We start from the raw sequence: 13,295 nt of genomic DNA on the forward strand, positions 1-13,295 counted from the left end.
GCCGGGCGGAGGCTGGGCCCAGTCGGCTGCGGCCCTATGGGCCGCGCCGGATCAGCCGTCCTTCGGCGCGGGCTTGCCGGCCGTCTTCGGCTTCGCGGCGGCCTTGGGCTTGGCGGGCTTGGGCGCGTCGGAGCCGGTCTTTTCCGCCGGTTTTGCGCCGGCATCGTGCTTGGCGGCGACGTGGCGTGCCGCGCCCGGCTTGGCCTCCGCCGGCTTGGCATCCGGCTTCGCCGCGGCCTTCGCATCCGCATCGGTCTTGGCGGCGGTCCGGGTCGCCGGCTTGGCATCCTTCCGCGCGGCGGCATGCGCCTTCTTGCCGCGGCGTCTGGCCGGGGTCTGAGCGTCGGCATCGGCGGCGACGGCGGCGATCAGCGCCGCGCCGGTGCGCGTCGGGCCGGTGTAGACCAGCACCGGCTCGGACGGGACGGGCGCCGCCGCCAGCAGCTCGGACGGCTTCATGGTCGGCGCCTGCAGGCCGGCGAGCAGGGTGCCGCCGGTCGCTTCGCCGTCCGCGCCGGCAACGGTGTCCTCGTCGTCGTCGCTGGCTGGTCGGTGGCGGCGGCCGTTGCACATGTCGTCGCGCAGGTTGGGCGGTGTCGCGTCGACGGGGGCCAGCTGATCGACTGTGCCGAGCGGCGATTTCAGCCAGCTCAACTGGTTGCCGTTGAAGCCGCGGTCCAGCATCTGGATCGCGCGCACGGCGCGCATCTGTCCTGAGGAGGCGCCGAGCACCACCGCGATCAGGCGCTTGCCGTTGCGGGTCGCCGACGCCACCAGATTGTAGCCCGAAGCGCAGATGAAGCCGGTCTTGAAGCCGTCGGCGCCGGGATAGCGCCCGATCAGCTTGTTGAAGTTCTGCACGACGCGGCGGCCGTAGCGGATCGACGGGATGTGCACGAAGTATTCGTACTCGGGAAGATCGCGGATGATGGCGCGCGCCAGGATCGCGAGATCACGCGCCGAGGTGATCTGGCCGTCGGCCGGCAGTCCGTTCGGATTGACGTAGCTGGTCTGGGTCATGCCGAGCTTGCGAGCGGTGTCGTTCATCATCGCCGAGAAGCCGTCGATGGAGCCGCCGACGCCTTCGGCCAGCACCACCGCCATGTCGTTGGCGGACTTCACCAGCATCATCTTCAGCGCGTTGTCGACGGTGACCTGCGTGCCGGGCCGATAGCCCATCTTCGACGGCGACTGTGATGCCGCGGCCGGTGAGACCGTGAACAGCGTGTCAAGTGTGATCCTGCCGTCCTTGACCGCCTTCAAGGTGACATAGGCTGTCATCAGCTTGGTGACCGACGCGGGATACCATGGATAGGTCGCGTTCTGCGCTTCCAGCACCTTGCCGGTATCGGCTTCGACGAGCAGCAGCGCCTCGGCGCTGGCCCAGCGGGGCGCGAGCACGAGAGCGGCAGCGAGAGCGATGATCTTGATCGGGGCGTAGCGGAACAACAGGCGAAGCGTCTGCACTGGTCTGGTCCGGTCCTTTGAGACCCGCCTCGCGCGGCGAGGTGGGCAAGCGGGCTTTCGGGTTTCAAGCGTGTCCGGCGCCGCTTCGGTTGCGGCAGGCCGCGAACCTATACCGGCTCGACGCTGGCGAACAGAGGCCAGCCATTCAATTCCACGATGAAAGCGTCCCGCGATCAGGTCTTGACGATGGTACCGTCGCGCTCGGGCTCTGCGAGAGTCGCGCGCGCGCTCTCCTGCACCATGAACTGGGCCTTCGCCAGTTCCGCGAAGTGGCCGCCCTTGGCGACGAGTTCATCGAACGTTCCGCTTTCGATCACGCGTCCGTTCTCGAACACGAGGATTCGCGTCGCGTTGCGGATGGTCGAGAGCCGGTGCGCGATCACGAAGGTCGTGCGTCCCTTCATCACCTCGTCGAGCGCCGCGTTGAGCTTGGCCTCGGTGACGGCATCGAGCGCGGAGGTCGCCTCGTCGAGAATCAGGATCGGCGGATCCTTCAAGAGCGCACGCGCGATCGAGAGCCGCTGGCGCTCGCCGCCAGACAGCATGCGGCCGCGCTCGCCGGCATTGGTATCGAAGCCCTGCTCGGCGCGGTCGATGAAGTCGAGCGCCTGGGCGCGCGCGGCGGCGGTGCGAATCTCCTCCTCGGTCGCATCGGGCTTGCCGACCAAGAGGTTCTCGCGGATCGAGCGATTGAACAGCAGCGCCTCCTGGAACACGACGCCGATGTTCCGGCGCAGGGCCGCAAGCTTCAATCCGCGGACATCCATGCCGTCGATCTTGATGAAGCCGGATTGCGGATCGAAGGCGCGATGCAGGAGCGCAATCGCGGTCGACTTGCCGGCGCCGGTCGGCCCGACCAGCGCGATGGTCTGGCCGGGCAGCGCGGTGAAGGTGAGGTCCTCCACCGCCGGCCGCTTGCCGTCATAGGAGAACGACACATCGTTGAATTCGACCAGGCCCGAGAGCCGGCCGACGTCGATCGCATCGGGGCGGTCGCGCACCGCCGGCACGGCGTCGAGCACGGTGAAGAACTCGGCCAGCCGGGGCGCTTCCATGAACACGTTGTTGATGAAGGACACGACCTGCTCGAGCTTCTGGATCAGCATGGTCGCGAACGACACGAACATCACGATCTCGCCGACCGAGCTCAGTCCCTGCTGATGCAGCGCGATGCCGAGGGTGAAGATCGCCAGCACCGTGATGGTGGTGGAGGCGCGCGTGATCACCGTCACCAGCGCCCACCAGCCGAGCACCGGCATCTGTACCGAGAGCAACTGGCCGGCGACGTTGCGCAGGCCCTGCACCTCGGCTTCGATGCGCACGAAGCTCTGCACCAGCGCGACGTTGCCGAGCGCATCGGAGGCGCGCGCCGACAGGTCGCTGTAGTGCTCTTCGACCTCGCTCTGCATGCCGTAGGTCTTGCGCACCACCAGCGTCGTCAGCACCGTGAACACCACGCACAGCACGAACAAGAGGATCGCGAGCCGCCAGTTCAGATAGAGCGACAGCGGCAGCAGCACCAGCACCGACATGATGGCGGCGAAGTGCTCGCGGAAGAACGACAGCCACAGCTTCCACAGCGCGTCGGTGCCGTTGATCATCACCTTCATCAGTCGGCCGGAATGGGTGCCGGAATGGAACGTCAGCGGCAGCTGCAAAATGTGCTCGAAATAGCTCGTCAGCACCGCATGGCGCTGCCGGTGCGCCAGCCGGTCGGCCTGCAGCGCGACCCAGGCGCTGGCCAAAATCGTGAACAGGCCGAATCCGGCCCAGGCCGCGAGCAGTGGCCAGGCGGTGCTGGTCGAGGCGTTGCCGGAGAGCGAGTCGACAATGCGTCCGAACAGCACCGGCTCGGCGAACTGTGCCACCGCGAGGGCCAGGTTGGCGATCGCCAGAAACCAGCCCAGCCGCGCCTCCTTTCCGAGCAGATGGAGCACGCGGGCATAAATGCGGAGCAGGGACATGGGCGGGGCGCTTCGTGTCGACCGTTGGAACCAGCGCTGGGTGCGCGCGGCGCCATGTTAGCAAGGGAACGGCCGCCGCGGCGAGCGCTCAGTTGACGAGCCGGCTGTCGGCGGGCGGCAGGAAGCTGTCGTCGAAGATGTCGGCGGGTAGCGGACGCTTGTGGTGGAATTTGCCGTCCTCGGCGAGCTGGTCGAGGGCCCGCTCGAACCGGGCGGGATCGATGCCGCCGATGCCGTCGCGGCGGACGTCCGGCGTCAGCACGTTGTCGACGAGCACGCTCTGCAGCCGCTGCAGCTCGAGCTCGCGCGAGCCGTCATCCATCCGGCTCACCACGTCGGCGATCGCGCCGGCAGGGTCCTTGATGGCAAGCTGCAGGCCAGACGTCAGCGCGCGCAGGAATCCCTTCACCGCAGCCGGCTGCTTGGCCGCAAAGCCGGGATTGACGATCACCGCATGGCCATAGGCCTCGCAGCCGTAATCGGCGAAGCGCAGCACCGCGAGATCGGCGGCAGGCACGCCGCGGTCGCGCAGATTGAGGGCCGACAAATAGGAGAAGCCGCTGACGGCATCGACCTGGCCGGCCGACAGGATCGGCTCGCGCACGGCCGCGCCGACGCGCGACAGCTTGATGGTCTCGGGCCTGAGATGGTTGTGTCGCGCGACCGCCGGCCACAGCCGGATCGAGAGATCGCCCTCGGCGACGCCGAGCGTCTTGCCTTCGATGTCGCCGAGCCCGTTGATGCCGCGGCTCCTGCGCGCGATGATCGCATAAGGCGCCCTGTTGAACAGCACGAACACGGCCTTGACCGGCTGGCTGTTGGACGCGTCGCGATAGCGGATCAGCTCGTTGATGTCGGCGAGCGCCATGTCGGCCTCACCGGAGGCTACCCGCGCGATCGCATCGGGAGAGCCCTTGGCCGTGGTGATGGTGACCGTCACGCCCTCGGTGGCGAACAGCCCTCGGCTGGCGGCGAGGACCAGCGGCGCCGTGCTGCCATCGAGCGGCCGATCCAGTGTGAACATGACGGCGACCGGACGTTTCGGCTCCTCTGCGAGGGCCTCGTGATCTGACAGCCACGCGGGCACCACGAAGGCCGCCAGGAGCGCCAAGCGCGCCAAAGCAAGCAGGGTGACGGGTCGTCGCATGCACATCATGTCACGCCGGTATTCGCAGGCCGTACCGGTCTTGTCACGCCGGTATTCTAATCAGTTCGCCGGCCGTCGCGGGATCGATATGTCAATTTCGTGACAATGTCGCTGTGTCGCTGCCGCTCGGGGCCGGCGGTGCCTGATCATGTCGGATCGAATGTGAACGGTCCATGAGCAAGGCCTGCGGCGATTTGCGGCTTCGACTTCGGGTTTCGCGAGGGGAACTGTGGACGCAGTTCGCGAGTTGGTACGCGAGATTAGATCGTACGGAGGATCCACATGATCGCACAGCGCGGAAGTTTTTCACGCTTTGGCCGTGCTACCGTCCTGGCGACGGTGGCCGCGGTGACTTTGACGGCCGTGCAGCCGACACTCGCCTTTGCCGGCTCCGCGCCGGCCGAGAAGGGTGTCGTCGCCAAGACGGCCAATGATGGCGGCCTGACCGATGTCAGCGCGCGCCGGCGCCACTATCGCGGCAACGGCGGCGCGGCGGCTGCGGCGGCGTTCGCCGGCATCGTCGGCACCGGACTTGCCATCGCGGCGACGCAGAACCGCCGTTCCTACTACGAGGACAACTATTACTATGGCCGGCCGGCCTATTACGGCTACGGACCGCGCTATCAGTATTACGGCGGCGGCCCCTATTACGGTGGCGGCTATTATCATCACCCGCATTGGTGATGTGAGATCGAATAGACGATCCGCCGGCCCCGCGCCGGCGGATTTTTTCTTGCCCGCCGCGAACGTTAATATGCGGACCATCGAATTTAACTATTGTGGCAGGATGACTGATTCGATCGAGCGGCTCTATCGCGCTGTCCTGGCGGCCAGGGATCTCGATCCCGCGCGATCGCGCACGGCCAAGCTGATGCAGCAGGGCACGGCCAAGATGGCCAAAAAGCTCGCCGAAGAGGCCATCGAGGTTGCGATCGATGCCGTCGGCGGCGACGCCCAGGCCGTGGTGCGCGAAAGCGCCGACCTGATCTACAATCTGGCCGTGCTATGGGCCGAGCTCGATGTCCAGCCCGAGGACGTCTGGCGCGAGATGGAACGGCGCGAGCTGATGCTCGGCATCGCCGAGAAGCTGCCGAAATCGCCGGTGAAGGTCGCCAAGGCCGCGCCCGGACGGGTGGCGGGGCGACCGATCGTCGCGGCCGAAAGCCGGACCATCCGCAAGCGGCACTAGTGTGGCGCTCCGATTCGGACCGGCATATGGGCCATGGACAAATCCTGCCCGGTTTGCTTCATCGCCACCATGCTCAGACGGATCTACGACTGGTGTATCGACGCCGCCCACAAGCCGCATGCCATGTGGATCATGGCCGCGGTTGCCTTCGCTGAAAGCTCGTTCTTTCCGGTGCCGCCGGATGTGATGCTGATCCCGATGTCGCTGGCGAAGCCGCAGCGGGCCTGGCTGTTCGCCGGCGTCTGCACCGCGGCGTCGGTGGCGGGCGGCTTGGTCGGCTACGCCATCGGCGCGCTGCTCTACGACTCGCTCGGCCATTGGCTGATCCAGCTCTACGGCCTCGGCGACAAGGTCGAGGCGTTCCGTGCCTCCTATGCCGAGTGGGGCGCCGTCATCATTCTGGTGAAGGGATTGACGCCGATCCCCTACAAGCTGGTCACGATCACGTCGGGCTTCGCCGGCTATAATCTGTTTCTGTTCATCGTCTGCTCGATCATCGCGCGCGGCGGCCGCTTCTTCATCGCCGCGATATTGCTCAACCGCTATGGCGAATGGATCAGGGTGCGCATCGAGAAGCATCTCGGCCTGTGGGTGGCGATCGGCGCGGCCGTGCTGGTGGCCGGCTTCGTCGTCGCCGTGAAGCTGATCTGATGCGGCCGCTGCGCCCGGGGCCGGGGGCAGCGGCGGCGCTGCTCGTCGTCGTCTCGGTTCTCTCTGCCGCCGCGGCATGGGCGCAAACGACGCCTTCCTTGGGGCTGCGAGAAGCGCCGCAACAGCCGCCGCAGCAGGCGCCTGCCGTCCAGCCGGCACCGCCGTCCTCCAGTCCGGGTCTGGTGGAGGAGTTCGGCAAGCTGTTCGAGAAGATGGCGATCATTCCGCTGAAGCGTCCGGAGGCCACGCCGGAGCCGCCCGCGAACGAAGGCGAGACGGCCGGCGCTCCCGCAGGCCCGCCGCGGCAGGCCGACCGGCCGGCTGCCCCGAACGGCGGCGACGCTGCACCGAGTGTGCTGAAGGAGACCAGTGACACGCTCTCGCGGCTGGCCAAGCCGTCGACCATGATCTCCGGCCGCATCGTCTGTCCGATCGCCGCCAACGCCACGCCGGATTGCAAGCTCGGCGCCGACAGGCTGTGCCAGGGCAAGGGTTACAAGGAAGGCAAGAGCCTCAACACCGATTCCGCGGAGACCTGCTCGGCGAGGGTGCTGATCCCCGGTCGCCAGCGCAAGCCGGGCGATTGCCGCACCGACACCTACGTGACCTCGGCGCTCTGCCAATGACGCCGGCACGCCAGCGCCTCAACGCAAGACCCTGATCGGGCTTTTCCGGTCCCTCTGCGAGCGAATTGCCATCACGGCATGATGTCGGGCATGCTCGCGATCACGAGCGTTTCCGCATTTCACGAAGAGGAATTCCCATCCATGTCCATGCCCGCCTTGTTCAAGGGCCGCCTGTCGATCCCGGTGATCGGCTCGCCGCTGTTCATCATCTCCGTGCCCGACCTGGTGATCGCGCAGTGCAAGGCCGGCGTGGTCGGTTCGTTTCCGGCGCTCAACGCGCGGCCGGCCGCGCTGCTCGACGAATGGCTGGCGCGCATCACCGAGGAGCTCGCCGCCTATGATCGCGCGCATCCGGAACGCCCGTCGGCGCCGTTCGCCGTCAACCAGATCGTGCATCGCTCCAACAACCGGCTCGAGCAGGATCTCGCGCTGTGCGAGAAGTACAAGGTGCCGATGATGATCACCTCGCTCGGCGCGCGCGAGGAGCTGAACCAGGCGGCGCACGGCTGGGGCGGCATCGTCTTCCACGACGTCATCAACCAGACCTTCGCGCACAAGGCGATCGAGAAGGGCGCCGACGGCTTGATCCTGGTCGCGGCGGGCGCCGGTGGACATGCCGGCACGATCTCGCCGTTTGCCTTCGTGGCGGAGACGCGGAGCTGGTTCGATGGCCCGATCGCTCTGTCGGGCGCGATCGGGAACGGCCGCGCCATCCGTGCCGCGCGCGTGCTCGGCGCCGACTTCGCCTATATCGGCTCGGCCTTCATCGCCACCAAGGAGGCGAATGCGGTCGAAGGCTACAAGCAGATGATCACCAGCTCGGGCGCCGACGACATCGTCTATTCGAACCTGTTCACCGGCGTGCACGGCAACTACCTGAAGCCGTCGATCGTCGCAGCCGGCCTCGATCCGGACAATCTCCCGACCTCTGATCCGTCGAAGATGAGCTTCGGCACCGATGCTTCGGGCGAGCGCGCCAAGCCGAAGGCGTGGAAGGAGATCTGGGGCTCGGGGCAGGGCATCGGCGCCATCAAGGACGTGCTGCCCGCCGCCGAGCTGATCGCGCGCTTCAAGAAGGAATATGACGAGGCGATCGATCCGCCGCTCTAAGCGGCTCCGCGACGGACAAAAGAAAAGCGCGGCAGCCAGGGCTGTCGCGCTTTTTTGTTGCGGCCGCAACAAGCGGACGGGCTATTCCAGCTCGATCGCCTGGAACTTGCCGCGCTCGTCGAGCGCCGTGCCCCAGATCTTGTGCGAGGCCTGGTGCTCGGCGCGGCCGAAGCCGAGCTTGGCGCCAAGACCGAGATCGATGTCGCGCATGTTTTCCAGCGTGTCGATCAGCGCCTCGGTGTCGAGCTGCGGGCCGACCCGGCGCAGCGCCTGGACCAGCACGTTGGCCGAGACGTAGCCTTCGAACGACACGTAGGACGGTGCCTCGCCCGGGAAGTACTTCTCGAGCGCGCTCTTGTACTCGAGCACGGCGCTCGAATAGCCGCCGACGGCCGGCACCACCTGGGTGACGATGACGCCGCTGGCATAGCGAGGACCGAGCAGCATCAGCTCGTCCGAGAGCTCGGTCGAGCCGACGAAGGAGACGTTGGTGTAGATCATGTGCGGGAACAGATCGCGCGTCTTCTCGATGAACTTCGCGGCTGCGCGATAGGTTGCGACCATGACGATCGCCTTGGGCGGGTTCTTCAATGCCCGCAGCTGGTTGACCGCGTCGTCGACGTCGACCGTGTTGCGCTTGTAGTTGAGGCGCAAGATGGCCGTGTCGGCAAGGCCGAGCGAGCGGAAGGCCTTGGCCACACCGGAGAAGCCGGCGTCACCATAGGCGTCCTGCTGCGCGAACACGGCGATGTCCTTGGCCGGCAGGCGGCGCAGCTTGACCAGATAGCGAACGACGGTGTCGGTCTCTTCGGCGTAGCTGGCGCGATAGTTGAACACGTAGCGATCCGGCGGATCGTTGCGCAGGAGGTTGGCGCCGGTGAACGCGCCGTAGAACAGCACGCGGCGCTGCAGGGCGTAGGGCATCGCCACGGCAGAGGTCGGGGTGCCGACATTGCCGACGAAGCCGAACACCTTGTCCTTCTCGTAGAGCTGCTTCATCGCGTCCAGCGTCCGCGACGGCTCGTAGCCGTCGTCGGCCGAATAGAGCCGCAACGAGCGCCCGGCGATGCCGCCGGTGTCGTTGGCGCGGTTGAAGGCGGCCTCGATGCCCATCTTCATCTGCCGGCCGAGTTCCTTGGCAGCGCCCGAGAACGGAGCGGCGATGCCGAAGCGGATCTCGTTGGCGGTGACGCCCTGCACGTTGGTGGTGGACGCTGGCGGCAGCGTCGCGGTCGGTGCCGTCGCAGCCACGGCCGCGGACGGGGCGATCACCCCGGCGAGGCTGGTGGCGGTCTGGCTCGGCGCGCTCTGCCCGAGCGAGCGCTCGAGCTCGGCGAGCTGGCGGCCCGCGGCGTTACAGTCGGTCTGCGCCGCCCCCACGCGGTTGCGTCCATCGGCGACGTAGCCGTTGAAGACGCGGGTGAGCTCGTCACGATCCGAGCCGCCGGTGGAGGCCTCCCGGATCACCTCGCGAAACTTGTCGACAATGGCCTGAACGCGGCCCTGGTCGATCGCCTGACAGGCGGATGCTGCTCCCACGATCGGCCCGACCCGGCTCGCAAGATTACGCACCACATCCGCATTGGTGCCCGCCGCGCTGGCGGGCGTTGCGAGCAATGCCGCAACCAAGAACACGCTACAACGAAAGTTCATTGCCACTATCCCACTTTGGACCCCATCCAGGTCTTCCGCCTGGTGAATTGACGCCGTGTCTGCGACGGAGAAGACATAAGACCGTCACCATGCACAGACCAGCCTTTCCTAAGAGCATGACCATTTCGGTAACCCGACACGCCTTTTTCCGATCATACTTTAGGACCTGCTAACGAAACGTCTTCACCAGTTCTTCCCCTTCGAAGCTAATTCTACTCAAGTTCGATTGCCTGATACGTGCCGGTTTCGTCGAGGGCGGTGCCCCAGATCTTGTGTGAGGCCTGGTGCTCCGCGCGTCCAAATGCGAGCGTCGTGCCGAGGCCGAGATCGAGGCTGCGCATCGATTCGAGCGTGTCGACCAGGCGCTCGGTGTCGAGCGGGCTGGTCTGCTTCAGCGCCTGGATCAAAATCGTCGCCGCGATATAGCCTTCGAGAGACGTGTAGTCCGGCGCCTCGCCAGGCGCGTATTTGGCCAGGGCGTTCTTGTAGTCGAGCACGAGGCTCGAATAGCCCGAAACCGCCGGCACGCCCTGAGTGACGATGACGCCGTTGGTGAAGCGCGGACCGAGCAGCTTCAGCTCGGTCGCGAGCGAGGTCGAGCCGACGGCGGACACGTTGGCGTAGATCAGGCCCGGCACCGCGTCGCGCGTCTTCTCGATGAATTTCGCGGCGGCGCGATCGGTCGCCACCATGATGACCGCCTTGAGTCCCGGCTTGTGCGCCTTGACCTGATTGACCGCCTCTTCCACGTCCATCGTCGCGCGCGGATAGTTGATGCGCGTCACGGCCTCGCCGAGGTTCAACTGTCGGTAGGCCTTCGCGACACCGGCAAAGCCGTCGTCGCCGAATGGGTCCTGCTGGGTGAACACGGCGATCTGCTTGGGCGAGACGCGCTTCATCTTGATCAGGTAGCGCACCAGCGCGGCCGTCTCCTCGGCGTAGCTCGCCCGATAGTTGAAGACGTAGCGATCCGGCGGATCGCGTCGCACCACTGCTGCGCCGGTGTTCGGCGCAAAGAACAGCGTGCGCCGCTCCAGCGCATAGGGGATCGCCGCCTGCGAGTTGGCGGTGCCGACGTTGCCGATGAAGCCGAACACCTGCTCCTTGTCGTAGAGTTGCGTCATTGCCGCCAGCGTGCGGTTCGGATCGTAGCCGTCGTCGGCCGCCACGAGACGGAGCATGCGCCCGTTGACGCCGCCGGCATCGTTGGTGCGTGCGAACGCGGCCTCGATGCCCTGGCGCATCTGACGCCCGGTCTCCTTGCGGATGCCGGAGAACGGCAGGACCATGCCGAAGCGGATCTCACGGTCGGTGATGCCGCGCACGGGGCCCGCGGTGACGGCGCCAGTCGTCGCTTCGGCCTTGACGGGTGTGATCGGGGCCGTCGCCGCAGCCGGCTGGCCGAGCGAGCGTTCGAGCTCTGTCAGTTGCCGCTCCGCGGCGGCGCAGGTCGCCTGCGAGGCGCCCGTACGACTACGGCCCTCGGCGATATAGCCATTGAAGCTGCGGGTCAGCTGATCGCGCTCGCCGTCATTGCTCGTCGCCTGGCGGATGGCTTCGCGGAATTTGTCGACGATGCTCTGGACCCGGCCCTGCGCGATGTCCGGGCAGGCGGACGCCTGTCCCACGATCGGCCCAACCCGGCCGCCAAGCTCCCGGACGACGTCGGGAGCCGCCGCCAAAGCGGGGCTCAAGGGAGCTGCGAAAACACTCCCGATGATCAACGCGGACCAACGCACGGCCATCGAACCTTCCACCTGCTCAGCTTGTTTCCAACCCTCTTCGTTCTACTATTCGTGGCATTTCGAATTAATGTCGGGTTTCACTGTCGCTCTTTTGTCGTGGTAGTTGAGGCTGTCTTGCCTCTAGCGGTATCCTATTCAAGTTCGACGGGTTGATAGATGCCGCTGTCGTCCAGCGCTGTGCCCCAGATCTTGTGCGAAGCCTGGTGTTCGGCGCGGCCGAAGCCGAGCTGCGTGCCGAGGCCGAGATCGATGTTGCGCATGTTCTCGAGCGTTTCGACCAGTTGCTCGGTATCGAAGTTCGGACCGGCGCGCTTCAGTCCCTCGATCAGGATGCTCGCGGCGATGTAGCCCTCGAGCGAGGTGTAGTCGGCCGGCTCGCCCGGGGCGTATTTCGCAAGTGCGTTCTTGTATTCGAGCACCAGGCTCGAATAGCCGGAGACGCCGGGCACGGTCTGGCTGACGATCACGCCCTCGGCGTAGCGCGGTCCGAGCAGCATCAGCTCGCTGGCGAGCGCCGAGCCCGCGACCGCGGAGATGTTGGCGAAGATGACGCCCGGAAATACGCCTTGGGCCTTCTCGATGAATTTGGCCGCGGCGCGCGTCGTCGCCAGCATCACCACCGCCTTGACCGGGATCTTCAGCAGCTTCAACTGATTGATGGCGTCGTCGACCTCGACCGTGTTGCGCGGGTAGTTGACCCGCACGATCGAATTGTCGCTGGCGCCGAGCGTGCGGAACGCCTTGGCCACGCCGGCGAAGCCCGCGTCGCCGAACGCGTCGTTCTGCGCGAACACGACGATCTGGCGCGGATGCAGCCTTCGCATCTTCACGAGATAGTGGACCAGCGCGTCGGTCTCCTCGGCATAGCTCGGCCGGTAGTTGAAGACGTAGCGGTCGGGCGGATCGTGGCGCACGACGTTGGCGCCGGTATAGGGCGCGAAGAACAGCGTGCGGCGCTCGAGCGCGTAGGGGATGGCGACCGCGGCGGTGGCCGAGCCGAAATTGCTGATATAGCCGAACACCTGCTCCTTCTCGTAGAGCAGCTTCATCGCATCCAGCGTGCGCGCGGGATCGTAACCGTCATCGGCGGTGACGAGCTTCAGCATGCGGCCGTTGACGCCGCCGGCCTCGTTGGCGCGATTGAACGCCGCCTCGACGCCGATCTTGAGCAGCCGCCCGCTCTCCTTCACCGGTCCGCTGTAGGGAATGACCATGCCGAGCTTGATCTCGCTCTGCGTCACTCCGCGCACGTTGCCGGCCGGCGGCAGCAGTTGCGCCGGTACGGTCGCGGCCTGCGCGGTCGCAGGTCCGATGCTCACGGCGGGCAGGTTCGCGCGCGCCGGAGGCGGCGCGGCGATGGATCGTTCGAGATCGGCAAGCTGCCGATCGGCGCCGCCGCAATCCATCCGGCCTGACGTGACGAGGCCGCGACCTTCGGCCACGTAGCGGTCGAGCAGGCGCGTCAGCTCGTCACGGTCGGCCTCGCTGGAGGCGGCCTCGCGGATGACGAGCTGGAATTTCTCGATGATGGCCTGGATGCGCGGCCGGGCGATGTCGCGGCACGCGAGCGCGGCGCCAATGATCGGGCCGACACGGCCGCCGAGCTGGCGCGCCACGCTCACATTCTCGCCGGGCGCAGCAACGGCCTCGCCGGCCACGAGGGACGCGAGCAGGATGGCTGCCACACGGGCATGAGCCAGCGGACGGCGTGCTGCCGCTTTCTGCGGTAGGACGTCGATCATC

The 13,295-nt window shown here is 66.6% G+C and carries 11 protein-coding genes; 5 read left to right on the forward strand and 6 right to left on the reverse strand.

Going from position 1 to position 13,295, the window contains the following annotated elements; genetic code table 11:
* Nucleotides 1–51 precede the first annotated feature (51 nt).
* The 3 genes from QX126_RS19190 to QX126_RS19200 form a co-directional block, all read right to left on the reverse strand.
* Nucleotides 52–1,467: a D-alanyl-D-alanine carboxypeptidase family protein gene (locus tag QX126_RS19190; RefSeq protein WP_315782950.1), complete on the reverse strand. Its 1,416-nt coding sequence runs from the start codon at nt 1,465–1,467 to the stop codon at nt 52–54.
* 173 nt (nt 1,468–1,640) lie between these two features.
* Nucleotides 1,641–3,431, reverse strand: coding sequence for a glucan ABC transporter ATP-binding protein/ permease (locus QX126_RS19195; RefSeq protein ID WP_315782952.1), 1,791 nt, complete (start codon nt 3,429–3,431; stop codon nt 1,641–1,643).
* An 88-nt stretch (nt 3,432–3,519) separates the two neighbouring features.
* Nucleotides 3,520–4,584, reverse strand: a complete 1,065-nt coding sequence (locus tag QX126_RS19200; protein WP_315782954.1) for an ABC transporter substrate-binding protein — start codon at nt 4,582–4,584, stop codon at nt 3,520–3,522.
* Nucleotides 4,585–4,860: 276 nt separating this feature from the next.
* On the opposite strand from QX126_RS19200, the gene QX126_RS19205 reads away from it, so the two are divergent.
* The 5 genes from QX126_RS19205 (at nt 4,861) to QX126_RS19225 (ending at nt 8,154) form a co-directional block, all read left to right on the forward strand.
* Nucleotides 4,861–5,262: a hypothetical protein gene (locus tag QX126_RS19205; RefSeq protein ID WP_315716292.1), complete on the forward strand. Its 402-nt coding sequence runs from the start codon at nt 4,861–4,863 to the stop codon at nt 5,260–5,262.
* Between the two features lie 103 nt (nt 5,263–5,365).
* A complete protein-coding gene (gene hisE, locus QX126_RS19210) occupies nt 5,366–5,767 on the forward strand; it encodes a phosphoribosyl-ATP diphosphatase (protein ID WP_315736132.1) in 402 nt (133 codons plus the stop codon).
* 69 nt (nt 5,768–5,836) lie between these two features.
* Nucleotides 5,837–6,418 (forward strand): YqaA family protein, encoded by a 582-nt coding sequence (locus QX126_RS19215; protein WP_315737020.1) that lies wholly within the window; start codon nt 5,837–5,839, stop codon nt 6,416–6,418.
* A complete protein-coding gene (locus tag QX126_RS19220) occupies nt 6,418–7,044 on the forward strand; it encodes a hypothetical protein (protein ID WP_315772708.1) in 627 nt (208 codons plus the stop codon). The genes QX126_RS19215 and QX126_RS19220 overlap by 1 nt, the downstream gene beginning before the upstream one ends.
* Before the next feature lie 141 nt (nt 7,045–7,185).
* Nucleotides 7,186–8,154 carry a nitronate monooxygenase family protein gene (locus QX126_RS19225; RefSeq protein ID WP_315772710.1) on the forward strand — a complete coding sequence of 323 codons (969 nt, stop codon included), beginning with the start codon at nt 7,186–7,188 and terminating at the stop codon, nt 8,152–8,154.
* Nucleotides 8,155–8,235: 81 nt separating this feature from the next.
* Here QX126_RS19225 and QX126_RS19230 read toward each other — a convergent pair whose 3' ends face one another.
* The 3 genes from QX126_RS19230 to QX126_RS19240 all read right to left on the reverse strand — a co-directional run bounded on the left by QX126_RS19230 (nt 8,236) and on the right by QX126_RS19240 (nt 13,294).
* Complete coding sequence (locus tag QX126_RS19230; RefSeq protein WP_315772712.1) at nt 8,236–9,807, reverse strand: ABC transporter substrate-binding protein; 1,572 nt, start codon at nt 9,805–9,807, stop codon at nt 8,236–8,238.
* 212 nt (nt 9,808–10,019) lie between these two features.
* A complete protein-coding gene (locus QX126_RS19235; protein ID WP_315772714.1) occupies nt 10,020–11,552 on the reverse strand; it encodes an ABC transporter substrate-binding protein in 1,533 nt (510 codons plus the stop codon).
* A 131-nt stretch (nt 11,553–11,683) separates the two neighbouring features.
* Nucleotides 11,684–13,294 (reverse strand): ABC transporter substrate-binding protein, encoded by a 1,611-nt coding sequence (locus tag QX126_RS19240; protein WP_315782956.1) that lies wholly within the window; start codon nt 13,292–13,294, stop codon nt 11,684–11,686.
* Between the last annotated feature and the right edge of the window lies 1 nt (nt 13,295).

It is taken from the genome of Bradyrhizobium sp. SZCCHNPS1003 (genome assembly GCF_032381555.1).
In the GTDB taxonomy this organism is placed as follows: domain Bacteria; phylum Pseudomonadota; class Alphaproteobacteria; order Rhizobiales; family Xanthobacteraceae; genus Bradyrhizobium.